This window comes from Natronococcus occultus SP4 (assembly GCF_000328685.1).
In the GTDB taxonomy this organism is placed as follows: Archaea; Halobacteriota; Halobacteria; order Halobacteriales; family Natrialbaceae; genus Natronococcus; species Natronococcus occultus.
Genome location: NC_019974.1, coordinates 3,890,512 through 3,909,950, shown reverse-complemented (window position 1 = coordinate 3,909,950; position 19,439 = coordinate 3,890,512). Strand labels below are relative to the sequence as shown.

Genomic DNA, 19,439 nt, shown 5'->3' with positions numbered 1-19,439 from the left:
TATACCGATCGCTCAAGGGCGAGGCAGGATCCGTCCTGAACTATATACTTCCTCTGAACGTACGTTCAATGGGCTATGGAACGATTTACTGGCGATACGGCACTTGTTACCGGAGCTGGATCGGGAATCGGACGCGCAACGGCTCGACGGCTCGCCACCGAGGGCGCTAACGTCGTGGTTTCCGACGTCGACGAGGACCGTGGGGAGGACGTGGTCACAGCTATCGAGGACGACGGTGGAACCGCCACCTTCGTCTCGGCCGACGTCACCGACCCCGAAGCGGTTCAGCGGCTCGTCGAGGTCGCCGTCGAGACGTACGGAAGTCTCGATATCGCCCACAACAACGCCGGTATCCTCACCGGTTTCGAGGACATCGCGGACATCGACGAGGACGACTGGGAACGGCTCGTCAACGTCAATCTGAAGGGGGTCTGGGCCGGAATGAAAGCCCAACTACCCGTAATGGAAGACCAGGGGAGGGGAGTCATCGTGAACACGGCGTCCGAAGCAGGACTCGTCGGGATGGGTGGACTCGGAAACTACGTCGCCAGCAAACACGGCGTCGTCGGACTCACGAAGACGGCCGCACTCGAATACGCCGACCGAGGTGTCCGCGTCAACGCGATCGCGCCCGGGCCGACCGAGACGAACATCCAGGAGACGATGGCGGGCGGTTCGGATCCCCGCGAATTGCCGTTCGACACGAGTGCCATGTCCGACGTCCCGATGGGGCGCCACGCCAAACCGGAAGAGATGGCGAGTGTCGTGGCCTTTCTCTGCTCCGCGGGCGCATCATTCGTGACCGGCGTCACCGTCCCGGTCGACGGCGGTCAGGCGGCTGACTAGCCGTCAGCTCCCCTCGTGTATCACAGGCGAAAGCTCACGGCTTGCACTGTGGGGTGAATCCGTTACCAGGGTCGCTCGAGGTCGACGTCTTCGAGGACGGACTCGAACTCCCGGAGGTTCGCCGCGGGCGAGACCAGCCCTCGATCGCGGTCGTACTGCACGAGACCGTACCGCTCGAGCAGCGGCAGGTGAGTGCGACACAGCGCGACGTGGACACGCTGGCGCAGCTCGTGGATCGTCGTCAGGACGGTCGTCTCGTCCTCGGTGTCGGCGAGCCAGCCGACGAGTCGCTGGACCGTGATCGGCTCCTCGGCGGCCAGCAGGTACCTGAGCACCTCCCGTCGCCGGTCGTTTGCCAGCACACGACCGAACTCTCCGCGCGTGAGGGCGCGAAGGGGCGTCGGTTCCCCGCTCGGTCCCTCGGCGACGGACGTCGTTCGGTCCGGATGGAGCGTCATCATCGATGGAGACTCAGTCGGGCCGAATAAACGCGGTCGGTCGTTTCCGATCCTCCGCTCCGGTTCAGGCCAGTCCCGACGATTCGGGCCGGTATGAACGGTTACCAACTCGAGCGAACGATCGCGTCGAATCCGACTCTCGGCGATAATGAGGGAGTTAAACCGACGTTACCCAGTCGGTTACCGCGGCGAACCGAAAGCAGCGTTCGCTTTCAGCGACAAAAGCGGTGAAACGGTCAGTGAGAACGATGGATCTACGGCGGCGACGACCGCGAGAATCGCGTCGGGTTCGTTACTCGAGCAGGCCGAGGTCCTCGAGACGAGAGACGATCTTGTCGACGGCGTGCTCGGCGTCCTCGGGCTTTTTCCCGCCGGTGATGACGAGTTTCCCGGAGCCGAACAGCAGGGCGACGACCTCGGGCTCGTCGAGCCGGTAGACCAGGCCCGGGAACTGCTCGGGCTCGTACTCGATGTTCTCGAGACCGAGACCGATCGCGATCGCGTTCAGGTTGAGGTTGCGTCCGAGGTCGGCCGAGGTGACGATGTTCTGGACGACGATCTCGGGGTCCTCGTTGACCTGAATCTGGAGTTCCCGGAGCTTGTCGAAGACGATGCGGAGACTCTCGTGGACGTCGTCGGTGCTTTTTGCACCGGTACAGACGATCTTCCCGGAACGGAAGATCAGGGCGGCGGACTTGGGGTTCTGCGTACGGTAGACCAGGCCGGGGAACTGTTCGGGGTCGTAGTCGGCCCCCTCGAGGTCCATCGCGACGCTTTGCAGATCGAGCTCCTGTCCGATGCCGGTCGACGCCACCACGTTTTCGATATTGATGGTGTCCTTCGGATCCGTCATAAGTCGCTTAAAAAGACGTATTTAAGGCTTATAAAGGTTGGTACCGGCACCTGATATATCCGGTTTATATCGGACGGTCTAGTAACGAAATCGCCGGCGTTCGACGCCGTCCGGGCGGTTCGATGGAGATCGTGCGCCGCGTTCTCTCACCACTGTGAGACGCGGTCGAACCTCGAGTACGAAAAACGGTACGCTGATACCCGCGCCCGAGCGATAGTCGGACGTGTACTTCCTCGAGCTCGGCGGCGAGGACGACGCGTTCGCAGTCTGCGAGGCCGAAAGCGCCGCGGCAGACGTTCGCCCGATCGCGCCCGGGCTCGCGGTCGCGAACGCCGTCGTTCCCGAGCGTGTCCGCGGACTGGCCTACACGCACCGTGTGAGCGCGCTGCTGGGCCGGACCGACGCCGACCTCGCCAGTGCGAAGGTGTTACTCGAGGCCGCCCCGATCGACCGCGAGGGAACAGTCGCGGTGCGCGCGACCGACGTTCACGGCTCGACGGGCGTCGCGACCGACCGCGTGGAGCGGGAACTCGGCCAGATCCTGGTCGACCGTGGGTTCGCGGTCGACCTCGAAGACCCCGATCACGTCCTGCGAGCGGCGTTTTCGTCGGGGCGACTCGAGCGCGACGAACGTGACGGCCTCCTCTCGAGTGCCGACGGCGAGGACCCGACGCGAGGTGAGCAGGTGTCGGTCTGTGCGCTGGGCTGGCTCACAGCAGCGAGCGTCCGGGACTTCGGTTCGCGTGCACCGACGGACAAACCGTTCTTCCAGCCCGGCAGCATGGATCCGCTGTTGGCCCGTTCGGTCGCGAACGTCGCGGGCGCCCGCCTCGGCGCGACCGTTCTCGATCCGATGTGTGGGACAGGCGGCGTGCTGGTCGAGGCAGGACTGGTCGGAGCCGACGTCGTCGGCACCGACGCCCAAGAGAAGATGGCAGTGGGCACACGCCGGAACCTCGAGCACTTCCTCGACCGGGACGACCCCTCGCCGACGGGCGTTTCCCGAGGGTCGTGGCACGTCGGCCGCGGCGACGCGACGCGGTTGCCGTTTGCCGACGACGCGGTCGACGGCGTCGTCTTCGACGCGCCCTACGGTCGCCAGTCGAAGGTCGACACCCACCGCCTCGAGGATCTCGTTTCGGGCGCGCTCGCCGAAGCCCGTCGGGTCGCCTCTCGAGCCGTCGTCGTCGCCGACCGCTCGTGGGCCGCGGAGGCTCGCGAGGTCGGCTGGGAGCTCGAGGCCGCGTTCGAACGCCGCGTCCACCGGTCGCTGACGCGGTACGTACTGGTACTCGAGTGACGGCCGTTCGGGACCGAGCCGAACCGTCGTCGGCTCTCACGGACCGGATAAGGGACTGTTAAGGTCCGATATCACAACGACCCGCCATGGATATTTTCTTCAGCGGCTCCATCCGCGGCGGGCGGGACGACGTCGATCTGTACGCCGATCTCATCGCTCTCCTCGAGCAACACGGAACGGTCCTCACCGAACACGTCGGGACCGAGGACGTCGAGACGAAAGAGCAGGCGGCGGGACTGACCGACGGCGACATCCACGACCAGGACGTCGCCTGGCTCCGGCGGGCCGACGCCGTCGTGGCCGAGGTGACGACGCCGAGCCTCGGGGTCGGCTACGAGCTCGGCCGGGCCGTCGCGTGGGAGACGCCCGTCCTCGCGCTCTACCGTCCGGACGGCGAGCACGAACTGTCCGCGATGGTGCGGGGCAACGACGCCGTCGAGGTGGCCGAGTACCGGACCCTCGAGGAGGTCGCACCCGTCCTCGAGGCGTTCCTTCGACGGGAGTGATCGTCGGCTACGGCTCGTCGCCGAGCGCGCGCTCCCGGAGTCGCCGCCCCGAATCACTCTCGACGGTCAGTTCGGGCACCGGCTGGGGTTTTCCGCTTTCGTCGATCGCGACGAACGTAAAGGAGGACTCGGTCGTCTTCTCGGTCTCGCCGGTTCGGGGCTCCTCGCGCCAGGCCCGGAGCGCGACGTGGACGCTCGAACGACCCGCGTCGTAGACGTAGGCCTCGACCAGCGCGATGTCGCCGATCCTGATCGGCCGCTCGAAGTCGAGTTCGTTCACGCGGGCAGTGACGCAGGTCTCGCCGGCAAAGCGCATCGCCGACATCGCGGCGGTCTCGTCGAGCCACTTCATCAGGTTCCCACCGTGAAGCGTGTTGTTGTTGTTCGCGTGGTTGGGCTGGACGCGGAATCGGTTCTCGATATGGGTCTCGCAGACGGTCGGCATACTCACGTCTCGGTTCGGAGTGACGAAAAGTCCGGGCCCGGAACGTGACTACGCGTTCCGACCGAGCTCCGCGAGCAGATGCGAGACGTGGATCCGATCGCTCGACCCTTCCTGCATCTCGAACTCGACGTCGGCCGCGAGCCGGTGGGTACGGGCCAGCTTCTCGCCCTGGTAGCGTTTTCGCGCGACCTCGAGGACGAGATCCAGTACCTCCCCGCCGTCGAGCCCCTCGTCGACGAGCAGGTCGTCCAGCGCCTTTCGGGCGTCCGTGAACTGTCCCGCCTCGGCGTCGTCGAGCATCTCTTCGACCTCGTCCTCGAGGCCGACCTCGCCGATCGTCTCGTAGGCCGCGCTCATCGTCAGCTCGCCCGCGTCTTCGACGGTCGTCTGGGCCGCGAGGATCGCCTTCCGGAGGTTTCCGTTCGCGTAGCCGGCGACGAACTCGAGGCCCTCGGCGTCGTAGTCGACCTCCTCCGTGTCGACGATCCGTTCGAGCACCGCGACGGTCTCCTCGCTGGTCGGCGCCCGCACCGAGACGGGGAAACACCGCGAACGGATCGGCGGGATGAGCTTGGTCGGCTGGCGGGTCGCGATGATAAACTGGGTCGTCCGGTGGTGTTGTTCCATGATCCGCCGCAACGCCTGCTGGAAGTCCTCGCGGACGTCCTCGGCGTTGTCGAGCAGGATCGTCTTGTACTCCCCGGAGACGGGCGCGTAGCTCGCCGACTCCTTGAGAACGCGGTTGATCATGTCGCGTTTGGACATCGACGACCGCCCAGTTAGGAAGGAGGCGAAACGGGGGTCGTTTTTGATCTCCGTCTTGGTTCGCCCGAAGAAGTCAGCGACGTTGATCTCGACCAGATCGTTGTCCGGGTCCTCGTGCGCTTCTCGAGCGAGCGCGCGCGCCGCCGCGGTCTTCCCGCTGCCGGGCGGTCCCTGCAGGACGAGGTTCAGCGGCTCCTCGACGGCTCGCTCTAAGTACTCGCGAGCGTCGTCCTGTGGCAACTCGGCCAGCTCCGGGGCGTGGGTGTCGGTCCACAGCGGCGCGTCCATCGCTCGTCGGTAGGGGAGAGGGCGGTAAGAATCGGTCGGTTGGACGCCGCGTTACTCGTCGTCGTCACCCGCGTCGTCGTCCTCGTCGTCCGACTCGTCCTCGGCTTCGATATCGGCGATACTGAACGTCGCCTCGACCGGTTCGTCGTCGTGCTCGAGCGGCTCTGCGTCGTCGACGTCGTCGGGATCGCCCTCGTAGACGACGGCCGTGAGCTCGTCGTCATCCTCGACGCTCGCGTTCTCGTCGAACTCGACGGTGACGTTCTCGTGTTCGCCGGCCTCGAGTTCGTCGCTCGTGCCGAGCAGCTCGTCGTCGTCCTCGACGGCGACGAAGCCGTCCTCGGGAGTCGCGACGTCGACGGTCACTTCGTCGGTGTCGGCGTCGACGACCGAGATCGACGGATCGGTGTGGAACTCGAGTTCGATCTCGCCGATCTCGCCGTCGTCGTCGGTGTAGACGCCGATCGCCTGTGTTCCGGGCGGCGTGCCGCTCGTATCGACCTCGAACGTGACTTCGCGGTCCTCGCCGCCGTCGAGCTCGAGGATCTGGCGCTCGAGGACGGTGCCGTTCAGCCGGAATTCGACGATCTGTTGCTGGGCGAACTCGGTCGGGTTCCGGACCTCCGCGGTGACCGAGATCGTCTCGTTGGTCGTCGCCGACTCCGGCGCCGTCATCGATTCGACGACGAACGAGTCGGAGACCGCCTCGTCCTCGTCGAGGGTCACCGACGCAGTGTCACTGACGGGGTAGCCGTCCTCGAGGTAGGGCTGGTCCTCCTCGCCGTCGGTCTCGTAGTACTGGAACGTCTCGTCGCCGGTGGTGTCCTGGTGGACCGTCGCGGTCAGCTGGCCGGCGAGCTCGGTCTCGTTGTCCTCGCTCTCGACGGTGACGTTCTCGTGGGTTCCGTCCTCGAGGTACGTCGAAACGGCGAGGGGTTCGTCGCCGCCGTCCGTGATGACGACGAAGCCGCCGTCGGAGAGGGTAACTTCGTCGATGCCGACGCTCACACCGTCGTTCTCTTGATCCTCGAAGCTGATCGAGGCCGACGGGTCCTCGTCGACGCCGAAGATGACTGGTGCCTGGCCGACGACGATTCCCGCCGCGAGGACGACCGCGATCGCGATCAGGATGGCGGTAACTCGCTTGATAGTGCCGAACGTCGCTCTCGAACTCATTTGGTGGTGGTGATGCTCGACACGTTAGGGCTGCAGGGACGTAAAACGCACAGTCCGTTCGCCGTTCCGAACCGACGGCCGACTGCTTCGTGTCCGACCGACGGTCGCGCCGGATCCGAAGGCGGTTTAGTCTCAGCGCGTCGAACACGCAGTGATGCCACTGCGTGTGACGTTTCTGGGGACCGGCGGGGCCGTTCCGACGACCGAGCGCAATCCCAGCGGACTCTTCGTCGCCCGCGAGGGCGAGGGACTGCTGTTCGACGTCGCGGAGGGGACCCAGCGCCAGATGATGCGGTTCGGGACGGGGTTTGCGGTCTCCCAGATCTTCGTCACGCACCTCCACGGCGACCACGTCCTCGGGCTTCCGGGGCTGCTCCAGACGATGGATTTCAACGACCGCGAGGACGCCCTGGCGATCCACGCCCCGCGTGGCACGCGCCGGGAACTGAAATCGCTGGTCGAGGCGCTGGGGAACCGCCCCTCGTTTCCGGTGCGAATCAACGAGGTCGGCGGGGGTGACGTCGCCTACCGCGCCGACGAGTACGAGGTACGGGCGTTTGCGACCGACCACGACACCCGCTCGGTCGGCTATGCGCTGGTCGAGGACGACCGCAAGGGACGGTTCGACCGCGAGCGTGCCGAGGAGCTCGGCGTCCCCGTGGGGCCGAAGTTCTCGACGCTCCACGAGGGCGAGTCGGTCGAGCTCGAGGACGGTACCGTCGTCGACCCCGAGCAGGTAGTCGGCGCCCCACGGCCGGGACGATCGATCGTCTACACGGGCGACACCCGTCCGACGGCCGGGACGATCGAGGCCGCAGACGAGCCCGAACTGTTGATTCACGACGCGACGTTCGCGGACGACCGCGCCGAGCGGGCCGCCGACACGGCCCACTCGACGGCCCGCCAGGCAGCCGAGATCGGTAACCGCGCGGGCGCCGAGCGGCTGGCGCTGATGCACCTCTCCTCGCGGTACGCCGGCGACGTCTCGGCTCACCTCGAGCAGGCTCGGGAGGTCTTCGCAGGCGAGGTGATCGTTCCCGACGACGGGGAGACCGTCGAGATCGAGTACCCGGACGCCTGAACGAGGCCGACCGCGGGGAAGGGCGTCCCGTACTGCGTTCGGCCGATAGGACTTTGTGGGACTATCACACAGTATCGGAGGTATCGACATGCAACCGTGCCAGAACTGTCAGGCGATCATCGACGAGTACATCCTGGACAAACAGCTCGAACCCCTGCGCGGACTCACAGTCGACGATTTCAATCTCTGTGTGGACTGTGTAACGGTCGTTCCCGACGCCTGCGTGGAGTGTGGCGGCGCGGTTTACGTTCCCCGAAACGAAACGGTGACTCCCGACTACTGCCCGGCCTGTCGATCGGACCGGATCGAGCGGACGGGTCGCGATCCCGGCTGGACCGTCGAGAACACCTCCTGACGGCCAGTCGGCGAGCGAGTCCGTCCTCGACCCTTCGAACGGGGCGGGGAGCTGTGAATGACGGGCAGCTCGAACAACGAATATCGCTGGATCGGTTGTCCTCTCGGAAATAAGTGACCACCTCGACAGTGTATAAGGTGTATATTCACTGTGTGTACACAACGGTTATTAGGCAGAATCCGTTCTTGCTTCGCGTGAACATCCTGCACAGCCGTCCGGGCCGCAGCGCCGGCCCGTCGATTTGTCGACGGCCGAGACGCGGAGCGAGCGGGGCGATCGCCGTGGATCCGACTGCCTCGATTCTGCGGCGACCGACGTTCCCCAGCGATCGACCGACGCGCGTCTCCCGTGGGTGAGAGATGGCTGCCCCACTCGATACCGCAACCTCGTCGAACGACGGCGAACCGGTGCGACGGAGCGTCGAGGTCGAGTACTGGGTGATCGACGATCGCGGCCGACTGACGGAGCCCGGTGACCTCCTCGATGCCTCCCCGGGCGTCGAACGGGAGTTCGTCGCGCCGCTGCTCGAGATTAAGACGACGCCGTGTGAGTCAACGGCCGCCCTCCGCGACGAGCTGTTCGACCGGCTGGGTCGCGTTCTCCGTCGGGCCGAGGACAGAGGTAAGCGGCTCGTCCCGCTTGCCACCCCGATCCACCACGGCCCGATCGAGGACCGTCCGAGCGAGCGCACGCGGATTCAGGACCGCGTCCTCGGCGAGAACTTCGAGTACGTCCGACACTGCGCCGGAACGCACATCCACATCGAACAGCAACCCGGTCGCGAGATCGATCAGCTAAACACGCTCATCGCACTCGATCCCGCGCTGGCGCTGGTCAACTCCTCGCCGTACTTCGGCACGACGAAGCTGGCCGCCGGTGCGAGATCACAGCTGTACCGCCGGCTGGCCTACGCCGCGCTCTCCCACCAGGGGGGACTGTGGCCGTACGCCGCTGACAGGGAAACGTGGGCGAGGCGCGTCGACCGCTGCTACGAGGAGTTCCTGACCGAGGCCGCGATTGCCGGTCTCGACCGGGACACCGTCGAGTCCCACTTCGAGCCGGAGGGAACGGCCTGGACGCCGATCAAGCTTCGCGATCGGTTCTCGACCGTCGAGTGGCGCTCGCCCGACACCGCTCTTCCGAGCCAGGTCGTTCGACTCGCGGATGAGATCGCCGGCCTCGTCGGGCACGCTACCGAGGTCGACGTCCGCATCGAGGGAGAGACCGGTCGCGTGACGAGCGACTCGATCGTTCTGCCGGAGTTCGAGGCGCTGGAACCGTACGTCGACGCCGCCATCCGGGACGGACTGTCGTCGTCCTCGGTACGCTCGTACCTCGAACGAATGGGGTTCAACGTGGCAGCGTACGACCCGCTCTCGACCGAACTCGCTGCGGTTGGGGAGCCGACGAACGCCGAGGCGCGATCACTTCGCCTCCGGTATGCGGACCGCCTCGAACGCGATCTGTCTCGAGGCGTCCGTTCGATGTCCGTCGATCCACGAGAACACCGGCCAAGCGCCGACGAGAGGACGTCGCGGTCCGATTCGCGGTGAGAACGAATGGGAGAGCTACGACTCGCGCTACTGAACGCGGCTCACGAGGCGACCGAGACGCGACGAAACTTCCGTCGGGAGCTCGACGCCGAGCTGACGGCGTTTCACTGTCCGTCCGGCGAGTTCCCCGACGACTTTCGGTACGACGGGTTCGTCGTCACCGGTTCGAGAGCGTCGGTCTACTGGGATCGGGAGTGGATCGGCCGGCTGAAGACCTGGGTCGGCGATGCGATCCGGGCCGGGCTGCCGGCGCTCGGCGTCTGTTACGGCCACCAGCTCCTCGCTGACGTCATGGGCGGTCGCGTCAGTTCCATGGGCGAGTACGAGATCGGCTACCGCACCGTCGAACAGGACGGAGAGAACCGTCTCCTCGAGGGCGTCGGCGAAGCGATGACCGTCTTTACTACCCACTCCGACCACGTCTGTGAGAAGCCGCCGGGCGCGACGGTGTTCGCGAAAAACGAGTACGGAATCCACGGCTTCCGGAAAGACCGCGTCTTCGCCGTGCAGTTTCATCCGGAGTACGACATGGAGACGGCCGAATCGGTCACCGTGGGGAAGTCAGACCAGCTCTCGGAGGAGCGTATCGACGCGGTTCTCGAGGGAATCCACGCCGGAAACTACGACGCTGCCTGCGAGGCAAAGCGGCTGTTCGATAACTTCCTCGCGTACGTCGAAGAGCTGGAAGCGGAACGACTCGACGCGGACGGCGGACCGCCCGAGCCGTCACGTTGACCGCGACCGGCAGGGAGCCACCGGAGAGTGGCGATTCAGTCGTGGCCGTACACCGGCACCGGTTCGTACGGCTCCTCGAGGTAGTCGACGTCCGAGGACGACAGCGAGAGTTCGAGCGCCTCGACGGCCTCCTCGAGATGGTCGTCGCTCGAGGTGCCGATGATCGGAGCCGTCACGTTCTCGTTCTGGAACTGCCAGGCCAGCGCGATCTGGGCCATCGTGACGCCGTACTCGTCGGCGAGCTCCCGTACCCGTTCGTTGATTGCCTCGCTTGCCGGGAACTCGTGGTAGGGGACGCCCGCGTTCTCGACCTCGTGGTCGGCCCGCGTGGTCGTCCGGAACTCCTCGTGGGGCCGAGCGAGATAGCCAGCGCCGAGGGGGCTCCAGGGCATCGTTCCGACGTCGTCGGCCTCACAGACGGGGTACATCTCCCGTTCCTCCTCGCGGTAGGCCAGGTGGTAGAGGTTCTGCATCGTCTCGAACGGCGCGAGCCCCTCGCGTTCGCTCACCCGCCGGGCCTCGAGGAACTGGTGAGCCCACATCGAGGACGCCCCGAGGTGGCGAACCTGCCCGCGCCGAACCGCGTCGTCTAGAGCCCGCATCGTCGTCTCGATCGGCGTGTCGTAATCCCAGCGGTGGATCTGGTAGAGATCGAGGGTGTCCAGCCCGAGACGGTCGAGGGAGGCCTCGAGTTCCTGTTCGATCGTCTTCCGCGAGAGCCCCGCCGCGTTACGGTGGTCGCTGGCGCCGGGAAACCTGACCTTCGAGGCGACGACGAACTCCTCGCGGTCGTAGTCGGCCAGCACGTCCCCGAGGATCGACTCGGATTCGCCCGCCGAGTAGACGTTGGCGGTGTCGAAGAAGGTGATCCCGAGCTCGATCGCCCGCTCGATGAGCTCGCGACTCTCGTCCTCGTCGAGCATCCAGTCCTGTCCGCTGCCGAAGCTCATACAGCCCAGACAGATCTTGCTGACGTCCATCCCGGTCGAGCCGAGGGTCGTGTACTCCATCCGCGTTTGCCGACGCGTGTCGCTACCAAATAGCTACTGCCGACGCGACCGTCTCCTTTACTCATATCTCTAACGCCTAAAATTTACTCTCGGGGCCGCTACCCTCCAGAAAACCTATATAACCTGTTCCGAGAGGACGTGGTAGTGGTTCGTATTGGGTGCTCTCCTCACTGAGCTGACGACCGTTCTCTTCCCCGCAGTGTACGTGCTGTTCTTTCTGGGGACGCTCGGCGTTCTCGCCGTTGCCCGTCGGCGGTACGCCAGGGAGGTCTGGCTCGCTGGCTTTTTCACGACGCTGCTCGCCGTTACGCTGGTCGGGATGCCGCTGTTGCCCGTCGTCGACATGCACAAGTTCGCCCAGCCCTCCGAGGACGAGGAGAGCTACTACGAGATCCGGGTCGTCGACTCGGCGGGCGACGAACTCCGCGTTGACGACCGTGCGACGCCGCCGGTAACCGGAACGCGGACGTCGACGATCGGTGCCCACCTCAGCGAGGAGTACACCGACGAGCAACGCCTCGAGATGGCCGCGTTCTACCTCTCGAACGCCCAGGAGTACCGCCAGGAAATCGAGTCGGGCGACCGATCGACGACCGACCACCTCCAGCCGCCCCGGTACGTCGACGACCGGGCCTGGACCGCCGACGAACTCGAGGCTTACGGCGAGTTCGAGGCGCTCCGGGTCTACGAGCGAACGGTCGTCTACACCGACGACAATACGGCGGTCGAATCAACCGAAGAACGGCCTCGGGTCACGATCGATCCGACCGACGGCACCGTCACCGAACACGAGGACGACCGATGAGCGCGTTCGTCAACTACGTCGCCGACGACGCCCGTCCGTCGCCCGTCAACCTCGCGGTCGTCCGCGTCCTGCTCGGTCTCTACGTGCTCTGGCGCGTCCTCGCGCTCGAGTGGGGCGCCTACGGGGAGTGGCCCGACTTCCACGTCGACGAGACGATCGGCTTTCTCCACCAGGACCTCTTTTTTACACTCCTTCCCTACCAGCAGTGGGTCGTCGCTGCCCTGTTGGTACTGTTCATCGTCGGTTACCGAACCCGATGGACTGGCGGTCTCGCGAGCCTCCTGTTGATGCACATGCTGTCGGTCAAGGCGACGATCTACCTGGCTGGCACCGTCGAATCGCTGTTCGTCTGTGCGTATCTGATCCTCCTGTTCGCGCTGTTCGCCGAGGACGACGTCCTTTCCGTCGACGCGGTTCGCCGGACGAGCGATCGATCGATCGCGGAGCTGAACGCCGTTTTGCGCGGCGAGACGAGCCGAACCTACAGGATGCGCGCACTCAAGTGGGGGCTGCTCGCGGTCGCGATCATCTACGTCGGCTCGGCCTGGGGGAAGGCGCTGAACGGCCCCCTCGAGATCTGGCTGTCGGGGACCGAGCTCCAGCGGGATATCCTCTTCTATGGCGAGTTGACCGGTATCGACCGCGCGTTCGGCGCGCCGCTCGTCGACAACGAACTCCTGGCGTGGGTCGGCTTCGTCGGCACGGCGCTGGTACAGCTGTCGCTGCTCGTCGCCGCCGTCCTCGGGACGTCCGTTACCCTCCCCGTCCTCGGGCTGATCGGCTTTCACGTCGCCGTGATCCTGACGCTTGGACTCTACTTCGTCGACATGATCCTCGTCCTCTCGCTGTTTGCCGCCTGGGATGTCGCCCATCGGCGACTCGCGACCGCCGACGAGGCGACGGTGATGTACGACGACCGCTGTCACGCGTATGCCCGCGCGCTCGTTCCGTTCGTCCACCTCGACACCACCGATTCGGTGCGGTTCGTCCCGCAGTCCTCGGCGCCGTCGACGCCGATCGATCGGGACGTCCTCGACCGCGACGCGGCGCTGGTACTGTCGCACGACGGGGAAGTCGTCGAGGGGTACGAGGCCTCCCGTCGACTGCTCGGACGGTTCGGGCTGCTCGCTCCGGTCGCGTGGGTAATGGGAGTATCCCCCGTCCGGGCGGTCGGCACTCGAATCTACGAGCGTCTCGCCCCCGATCGGCGACGGCAGAGCCCTGATGCATCGACGGGCGGCCGCCACTGAAAACCCGCGTCGGATTTATACCTGGCTCGTTCCTACCACCGTCCGTGAGCACGCGAACGAGTGCGCTCGACGCGGTCGTCTTCGGCGTCGACGTCCAAAGCGGCGACGTGCGCGGGGACGCCCCGTCGTACGCGCTGACAGTCTACGACGGCGAGGACGTCGATCGGGACGTCGTCACCCACCGGAAACTCAGACGGTTGATCGACGACGAGGAGCCGGCGATCGTCGCCACTGACAATATGTACGAGCTGGCGGCGGACAAGGATCAGCTGATCCACTTTTTGGGATCGCTTCCCGCCGGAACGAAGCTCGTCCAGGTGACGGGTGCCGAACAGCCCGAACCGCTCTCTCGCGTCGCGAAACGCCACGGGATTCCCTACGGGAAACAGCCCATGCAGGAGGCCGAGGCCGCGGCCCGGCTGGCCGCACACAGCGTCGGCCACGAGGTCTCTGCGTTTACGGATACGACGACGGTCAAGGTCTCGCGGGGACGCTCGACGGGCAGCGGCGGCTGGAGCGAGGACCGCTACACCCGCCGCATCCACGGCTCGGTCAAGAAACGGGCCCGCGAGGTCGAGTCCGAACTCGAGGACGCGAACCTCGCGTACGACCGCGAGGTGCGGGAGGCCTACGGGGGGTTCGCCAACGCCGTCTTTACGGTCGAGGCCCGCCCGCAGGACATTCCGGTCTCGCGGAACCGCTCGGGCGACGTCCGGGTCGAGATCGAGCGGAAACGTCGCGACGGGATCGAGTTCCGACCGCTGGCCAAGCGCCGGGATCACGTCGTCGTCGGCATCGATCCGGGGACGACGACCGCGGTCGCGATCGTCGGCCTCGAGGGCGAGGTGTTAGACGTCTGGAGCTCCCGGACGAGCGACACCGCGGACGTCGTCGAGTGGATCGTCGAGCGAGGACGACCGATCGTCGTCGCCGCGGACGTGACGCCGATGCCCGAAACCGTCGAGAAGTTCCGCCGCAGCTTCGACGCCGCGGGCTGGATCCCCGACAGCGATCTTCCGGTCGACGAGAAACAACACCGGACCCGCGACAACTCCTACGACGACGACCACCAGCGGGACGCGATGGCCGCAGCGCTGTACGCCGCCGACGACCACGAGAGTCAGTTCGAGCGCATCGCCGAGAAGATTCCGCCGGGGATCGACCGCGGCGAGGTCATCGCCCGGGTCGTCGCCGGCGAGGAGAGCGTCGAGGCCGTCCTTACCGACCTGACCGAAGACGACGGCGACGAGGAGGAGTCGACCGAGCACGAGCCTCGGGAGCTAACCGAGGAGGAACGACGGATCAAGGATCTGAAGAAACAGGTCGAACGCCTCCAGTCCCACGTCGGAACGCTGGAGGATCGTCTCGAGGAGAAAGACGAGCGTATCAACGAACTCGAGAACAGCCTGAGCGGCGCTCGCCGCCAGGAGCGCAAGGAGGTCCGCAAGGATCGGGAGGTCTCCAGACTCGAGCGGAAGGCCGACCGCCTCGAGCGCGAGCGCGACGAGGCCCGCGAGGAGGTCGAGACACTCGAGGGGAAAGTCGAGCGGATGAAGGCTCTCTGGAAGCTCGACCACTCGAACTTCAGCGACGTCTCCGCCGAGAAGGAGGGGCTCGTTCCCGTCAAGGTGATCGAGAAGTTCACGAAGGGGGCGATCCGCGAGGCCGACGAACAGTACGGGATCGCGGCCGGCGACGTCGTCTACCTCCGCGACGCCAGCGGTGCAGGCCGTTCGACCGCGGAGCTGCTCGCGGGGTTCGAACCCCGGATCGTGCTGAAGGAGGGCGGGCTGTCGGATATCGCCGACGAGATCCTCTTCGACAGCGAGATCCCGGTCGGGCCGGCCGGCGACGTCGCGATGCAGGAGGTCGACGAACTCGCCGTCGCCCGCGAGGACGACGTCGAGGCGGCGATCGACGACTGGCGCGACCGCGCCGAGAAACGCACCCGCGATCGGAAGGCAGAGATGGTCGATCAGCTCATCAGCGAACACCGAGCCGGAGACAACGAAGTCTGAGAACTGGTGGCGAGCCGACGGCTACATCATGCCGAACTGTCTGAACACGCTCGAGACCAGCGCCTTTACGGCCAGCCCGAGACCCAGTAGGACGAGCGCCAGTCCGGCGGCGACCAGGAGACTCTCGTAGGCGATAACGACGAGTCCGACCAGCAAGAGCGCGATACCGGCGATTCCGAGCGGCCCGAGATGCCTCAGCATACGGGTGAGTGACCAGAGCAGGGGGATAAGCGACGTGGTTCGTCACGGCCCCAGATCGACAGCCAGTGGCGGTCCGATCGACGAAATCGATAAAGGATTAAACCGATCGAACCCGAAGCCTGCGGTATGAGCGACGACGGTGATGGCGGTCGGAACAATCTCCGGATGCCCGACGACGATGAGGTGTTCGCGACCGTCACCAACATGCTCGGGGCGAACCGCGTCAAGGTACAGTGTGCCGACGGGACCGAACGCACCGCGCGAATCCCCGGAAAGATGCAAAAGCGCATCTGGATCCGCGAGGACGACGTCGTCCTCGTCGAGCCCTGGGACTGGCAGGACGAGAAGGCCGACATCACCTGGCGCTACGAGAAAAGCGACGCCGATCAGCTCCGTCGCGAAGGCCACATTCAGTAACGTCGATTCTCCGCGCTTTGTCCACGACCGATCGAGTCTTTAGCGACAGCAACGGCTCGCGAGCGATCGGCGTGTCCGGCAGTCACAGGAGTTCGCAAAAACGAGCGTTATCGAACGTCGACGCTGATTCGGACGGTTCCGACGCCGGGGACCTCGAGTTCGGTCATCCGGCCGTGGAGCTCGCGGGCCAGCGCCGGCGCGCCGAGCCGGAAGACAAGCGCCGCGGCCGCGACGGTGCCGACGACGGCAGCGACGACCAGCGGGTAGCTGAGCGCGACGAGCAGTCCCATCGCCGCGAGGACGAACGCGAGCGCGCCGCCGATCGAACCGGAGTCGGCGTGTCGTTTTCGAGTCGATTCGGGTCGCTGGAGATCCGGGTGTCGCGTCATTGGTTGTTTCGGATCGAAGTACACGCTCGACGCATATAACCTTTCATCCTTTTGGTACTTTTGGGCACAAGTTACCACGACACATCCAATCAAAATGGGTGAAGAAGACTTCTCTGACCACGTAACTGGTACCATGGGAGTAGCTCTCTATATCTCGGCATCATGATATCTATATCCAGAACGATCGTGACAGTTCCCGCGTGACGGTCCACGAGACCGGTGCCGGCGCTGTCTCCGGCGTCGCCACTCGGTGTGGCTGAACGCGGGACAGAGGGGAGTCGACTTCGCGGCGAGGACGGCCGCTTAGAGCCCGGCGACGTCCTCGATGGCGTCGGTCAGCGCCTCGATCGACTCGCGGTCGTGTTCGCCCATGTGGCCGATGCGGAACGTCTGCTCGCCCAGCTGCGAGCCGTAGCCGTTCGAGAACACCATATCGTACTCCTCGCTGACGGCGTCGATGGTTTCGGCGACGTCGATCCCCTGTGTGTTCTCGATACAGCTCACCGTCTGGGACTCGTACCCCGCCTCGGGGAACATCTCGAAGTGGTCGCGGGCCCACTCGCGGGTGTACTCGGCCATCTCGCGGTGGCGCTCGTCGCGGGCGTCGTGACCCTCCTCGAGCATGTGTTTCATCTGCGTGCGGTAGGCGAGCATCACCGGGATGGCGGGCGTCGAGTGGGTCTGGCCCTTCCGGTCGTAGTAGTCCAGCGAGCGCTGGAACCCCCCGTACCAGGAGGCCGACTCGGACTCGAGTTCACGCTGGTAGGCCTTGTCGCTAACCACGCAGACGGCGAGGCCGGGCGGCATGGCGAAGGCCTTCTGGACCGAGGTGAAGAGGACGTCGATCCCGTGGGCGTCGATATCGACGTAATCGCCGCCCAGCGCGGAGACCGCGTCCACGATGAAGTAAGTGTCCGGATACTCGGCGAGGACGTCGCCGATCTCCTCGATCGGGTTCCGAACGCCCGTCGAGGACTCGTTCATGACGCAAGTGACGGCGTCGTAGTCGGTGTCGGCCTGTTCGAGGGTCGCCCGGACGTCCTCGGGTTTGACCGCCTGCCCCCACTCGTACTCGAGGGTATCGACGTTCTTTCCGAGCCGCTCGGCGACGTTGACCTGGCGCTCGCTGAAGCTGCCACAGGTCGTCACGAGGACGTCGTCGTCGACGAGGTTGAGGATCGAACTCTCCATGAACTCGGTCCCCGACCCCGTGAGGACGATCACGTCGTTGTCGGTGCCGAGGAACGCCTTCGTGTCCTCGACGATCGTGGTATAGAGGTCGGTCATCCGATCCATCCGGTGGCCGAACATCGGTTCGCACATCGCCTCGATGACGTCCTCGCGGACCTCGGTCGGTCCCGGGATGTACAGCGTCTTGTCGGGGTAGTCACCCGTATACTCGCGTTTCTCGGTCACGTTACGAGCCACTGCGTCGCGCGACGGTATGGTACTTGTGAATGCCACAGCGACTCCCGGACGGTCGCGAAGCGGCCGAACCGACACCGCTACGTCTCGACCCAGCCGTAGTCCGGTGGGCCGTCCTCGTCACCCTCCTCGTCGTCGAACGAGCGTTCGCAGTACGGACATCGGTCGGCCTCGGCCGCGATGCGGGCGCCACAGGCCGGACAGTTGGTTTTCGACACCGCTACGTCCTCGCCGCCGAACGTCTCGAGGGCGTGATCGATTCGGGCGAGGAGGAGGGCCAACGCTCCCAGCCCGAATACGGCGAGAAGCGCGGCGGTCCCGAGATCGATGTTCGCAGCGGCGGGGAGGACGCTACTGGTCACGCGGCTCGATCGTTCGCTCTCGGGGATACGTCTTGTGGCTCTCGAGAGGCGCCGTCAGTCCGCCGACTGCACCGGGCTGCCGTAGCCGTCGGTACCGGCGACGTAGACATTGCCGTCCACGACGACGTCGTCGGCCCTGGCCGCGCCTGCGGCAGGTCTGGTCGGTCCGTAGCCGACGATCGGCGCGCCGAGCTTCCAGAGCGCGTCGATCTTACACAGCGCGAAGCCGACGATGATCAGCGCGAACCCGCCGATCGTCGCGAGCGTGATCGTCTCGCCGAGCAGCGCCCAGCCGACGACCGCGGCGACGACGGGCGAGGCGTAGTTGACGAGGCTGAGTTCGCTGGCTCCGACGCGCTCGAGCAACACGAAGTACGCCAGGAAGCCGCCCGCGGTGGAGACGACCGCCAGATACGCGAGCGCCGCGGTCGTTTCTGTCGTCAGCGCGGCACCGAGTCCGGCGGCGCTCTCTGCGGGGTGGACGACGCTCAGCGCGTGCAGCATGAGGGCGCCGACACCCATCGCCCACGTCTGGAGGGGTAACAGCGACAGGGTACTGCGAGTTCGCTCGGTCAGCACCGAGCCGATCGCGAACACCAGCGACGAGCCAAGCAGCAGGCCGACGCCGACGATCTGGCCGTCGAGGGAGCCCCCCGACAGCGCGATCGAAACGACGCCGGCCAGCCCGAGCCCGAGGCCGACGACGGCCGGAGCGCGGAGCCGCTCCCGGGGCAACAGCGCCAGCGCGAGCGGCGGGGTCACGATCGGCGTCAGGCTGAGGACGATCGCAGCGACGGCGCTCGAGACGTACGTTTGTCCGAGAAACATCAGCCCGTAGTGGCCGCCGACGATGAGACCGCCGGCGATCGCGATCGTCGTCCAGTCCGCCCTGGTTCGGGGTCGCCACTCGTGGCCGAGCGCGGCGATGGCCGCGATAAACAGGAGGGTCGCACCGTCGAGTCGGAGCGCGGCGAAGAGAATCGGCGGGAGCGTCTCGAGGCCGACCTCGACCGCGCCGAACGCGGTCCCCCAGGCGACCGCGAGCGCAACGAAGAGAAAGATATCTCGCTGTGAAGTCATTTTATCACGGGAGGTTCCCGAGGGACTTGAATTTTGATATCCTGGTGTAGAGAGCCTCTGCGTACCGAATCCACAGAGGGGCGCTAGCACCCGTCACGATACCAGGCGGGTATGATAGTCA

The 19,439-nt window shown here is 65.8% G+C and carries 22 protein-coding genes; 11 read left to right on the top strand and 11 right to left on the bottom strand.

Going from position 1 to position 19,439, the window contains the following annotated elements:
- Nucleotides 1–75: 75 nt before the first annotated feature.
- Entirely contained in the window at nucleotides 76–846 is a 771-nt protein-coding gene (locus tag NATOC_RS18970; protein WP_015323100.1) for an SDR family NAD(P)-dependent oxidoreductase, read from the top strand.
- 62 nt (nucleotides 847–908) lie between these two features.
- Here the strand turns inward: NATOC_RS18970 and NATOC_RS18965 are convergent, their stop codons facing one another.
- Nucleotides 909–1,307, bottom strand: coding sequence for a DUF7344 domain-containing protein (locus tag NATOC_RS18965; RefSeq protein ID WP_015323099.1), 399 nt, complete (start codon nucleotides 1,305–1,307; stop codon nucleotides 909–911).
- Between the two features lie 289 nt (nucleotides 1,308–1,596).
- Complete coding sequence (locus tag NATOC_RS18960) at nucleotides 1,597–2,157, bottom strand: TATA-box-binding protein (protein WP_006671604.1); 561 nt, start codon at nucleotides 2,155–2,157, stop codon at nucleotides 1,597–1,599.
- A gap of 223 nt (nucleotides 2,158–2,380) precedes the next feature.
- Between NATOC_RS18960 and NATOC_RS18955 the strand changes: the two genes are divergently transcribed.
- On the top strand, nucleotides 2,381–3,457 hold the full coding sequence (locus tag NATOC_RS18955) for a methyltransferase domain-containing protein (protein WP_015323098.1): 1,077 nt from the start codon (nucleotides 2,381–2,383) through the stop codon (nucleotides 3,455–3,457).
- Between the two features lie 86 nt (nucleotides 3,458–3,543).
- On the top strand, nucleotides 3,544–3,963 hold the full coding sequence (locus NATOC_RS18950) for a nucleoside 2-deoxyribosyltransferase (protein WP_015323097.1): 420 nt from the start codon (nucleotides 3,544–3,546) through the stop codon (nucleotides 3,961–3,963).
- 7 nt (nucleotides 3,964–3,970) lie between these two features.
- Here the strand turns inward: NATOC_RS18950 and NATOC_RS18945 are convergent, their stop codons facing one another.
- From NATOC_RS18945 to NATOC_RS18935, 3 genes are read right to left on the bottom strand one after another with little or no spacing between them, the layout of a single operon-like run.
- Nucleotides 3,971–4,408, bottom strand: coding sequence for an acyl-CoA thioesterase (locus NATOC_RS18945; protein WP_015323096.1), 438 nt, complete (start codon nucleotides 4,406–4,408; stop codon nucleotides 3,971–3,973).
- Between the two features lie 48 nt (nucleotides 4,409–4,456).
- The gene (locus NATOC_RS18940; RefSeq protein ID WP_015323095.1) at nucleotides 4,457–5,461 is read right to left on the bottom strand and encodes an AAA family ATPase; all 1,005 of its coding nucleotides are present in this window, start codon (nucleotides 5,459–5,461) and stop codon (nucleotides 4,457–4,459) included.
- A gap of 51 nt (nucleotides 5,462–5,512) precedes the next feature.
- Nucleotides 5,513–6,637: a DUF7282 domain-containing protein gene (locus NATOC_RS18935; protein WP_015323094.1), complete on the bottom strand. Its 1,125-nt coding sequence runs from the start codon at nucleotides 6,635–6,637 to the stop codon at nucleotides 5,513–5,515.
- Nucleotides 6,638–6,791: 154 nt separating this feature from the next.
- On the opposite strand from NATOC_RS18935, the gene rnz reads away from it, so the two are divergent.
- The 4 genes from rnz (at nucleotide 6,792) to NATOC_RS18915 (ending at nucleotide 10,361) form a co-directional block, all read left to right on the top strand.
- On the top strand, nucleotides 6,792–7,718 hold the full coding sequence (gene rnz / locus NATOC_RS18930; protein WP_015323093.1) for a ribonuclease Z: 927 nt from the start codon (nucleotides 6,792–6,794) through the stop codon (nucleotides 7,716–7,718).
- Nucleotides 7,719–7,806: 88 nt separating this feature from the next.
- A complete protein-coding gene (locus tag NATOC_RS18925; protein ID WP_015323092.1) occupies nucleotides 7,807–8,073 on the top strand; it encodes a DUF7571 family protein in 267 nt (88 codons plus the stop codon).
- Between the two features lie 359 nt (nucleotides 8,074–8,432).
- Nucleotides 8,433–9,626: a glutamate-cysteine ligase family protein gene (locus tag NATOC_RS18920; RefSeq protein WP_015323091.1), complete on the top strand. Its 1,194-nt coding sequence runs from the start codon at nucleotides 8,433–8,435 to the stop codon at nucleotides 9,624–9,626.
- Nucleotides 9,627–9,632: 6 nt separating this feature from the next.
- Nucleotides 9,633–10,361, top strand: a complete 729-nt coding sequence (locus tag NATOC_RS18915) for a type 1 glutamine amidotransferase (protein ID WP_015323090.1) — start codon at nucleotides 9,633–9,635, stop codon at nucleotides 10,359–10,361.
- A gap of 35 nt (nucleotides 10,362–10,396) precedes the next feature.
- Here NATOC_RS18915 and NATOC_RS18910 read toward each other — a convergent pair whose 3' ends face one another.
- On the bottom strand, nucleotides 10,397–11,371 hold the full coding sequence (locus NATOC_RS18910; protein ID WP_015323089.1) for an aldo/keto reductase: 975 nt from the start codon (nucleotides 11,369–11,371) through the stop codon (nucleotides 10,397–10,399).
- A 154-nt stretch (nucleotides 11,372–11,525) separates the two neighbouring features.
- Here NATOC_RS18910 and NATOC_RS18905 point away from each other — a divergent pair, with 154 nt between their 5' ends.
- From NATOC_RS18905 to NATOC_RS18895, 3 genes are read left to right on the top strand one after another with little or no spacing between them, the layout of a single operon-like run.
- Nucleotides 11,526–12,176 carry a hypothetical protein gene (locus NATOC_RS18905; protein ID WP_157224657.1) on the top strand — a complete coding sequence of 217 codons (651 nt, stop codon included), beginning with the start codon at nucleotides 11,526–11,528 and terminating at the stop codon, nucleotides 12,174–12,176.
- Complete coding sequence (locus NATOC_RS18900; protein ID WP_015323087.1) at nucleotides 12,173–13,426, top strand: DCC1-like thiol-disulfide oxidoreductase family protein; 1,254 nt, start codon at nucleotides 12,173–12,175, stop codon at nucleotides 13,424–13,426. The genes NATOC_RS18905 and NATOC_RS18900 overlap by 4 nt, the downstream gene beginning before the upstream one ends.
- A gap of 44 nt (nucleotides 13,427–13,470) precedes the next feature.
- Nucleotides 13,471–15,444, top strand: coding sequence for a DUF460 domain-containing protein (locus NATOC_RS18895; RefSeq protein ID WP_015323086.1), 1,974 nt, complete (start codon nucleotides 13,471–13,473; stop codon nucleotides 15,442–15,444).
- A gap of 21 nt (nucleotides 15,445–15,465) precedes the next feature.
- On the opposite strand, the gene NATOC_RS18890 is transcribed toward NATOC_RS18895, so the two are convergent.
- Nucleotides 15,466–15,645 carry a DUF7470 family protein gene (locus NATOC_RS18890; RefSeq protein ID WP_015323085.1) on the bottom strand — a complete coding sequence of 60 codons (180 nt, stop codon included), beginning with the start codon at nucleotides 15,643–15,645 and terminating at the stop codon, nucleotides 15,466–15,468.
- Nucleotides 15,646–15,771: 126 nt separating this feature from the next.
- Here NATOC_RS18890 and eif1A point away from each other — a divergent pair, with 126 nt between their 5' ends.
- Nucleotides 15,772–16,062, top strand: a complete 291-nt coding sequence (gene eif1A, locus NATOC_RS18885) for a translation initiation factor eIF-1A (RefSeq protein WP_015323084.1) — start codon at nucleotides 15,772–15,774, stop codon at nucleotides 16,060–16,062.
- A gap of 107 nt (nucleotides 16,063–16,169) precedes the next feature.
- On the opposite strand, the gene NATOC_RS18880 is transcribed toward eif1A, so the two are convergent.
- The 4 genes from NATOC_RS18880 to NATOC_RS18865 form a co-directional block, all read right to left on the bottom strand.
- The gene (locus NATOC_RS18880) at nucleotides 16,170–16,451 is read right to left on the bottom strand and encodes a hypothetical protein (protein WP_015323083.1); all 282 of its coding nucleotides are present in this window, start codon (nucleotides 16,449–16,451) and stop codon (nucleotides 16,170–16,172) included.
- A gap of 303 nt (nucleotides 16,452–16,754) precedes the next feature.
- Complete coding sequence (locus tag NATOC_RS18875; RefSeq protein ID WP_015323082.1) at nucleotides 16,755–17,867, bottom strand: pyridoxal-phosphate-dependent aminotransferase family protein; 1,113 nt, start codon at nucleotides 17,865–17,867, stop codon at nucleotides 16,755–16,757.
- 89 nt (nucleotides 17,868–17,956) lie between these two features.
- Nucleotides 17,957–18,238 (bottom strand): hypothetical protein, encoded by a 282-nt coding sequence (locus NATOC_RS18870; protein ID WP_015323081.1) that lies wholly within the window; start codon nucleotides 18,236–18,238, stop codon nucleotides 17,957–17,959.
- A 54-nt stretch (nucleotides 18,239–18,292) separates the two neighbouring features.
- Nucleotides 18,293–19,318, bottom strand: a complete 1,026-nt coding sequence (locus NATOC_RS18865; RefSeq protein ID WP_015323080.1) for a DMT family transporter — start codon at nucleotides 19,316–19,318, stop codon at nucleotides 18,293–18,295.
- Nucleotides 19,319–19,439 lie beyond the last annotated feature (121 nt).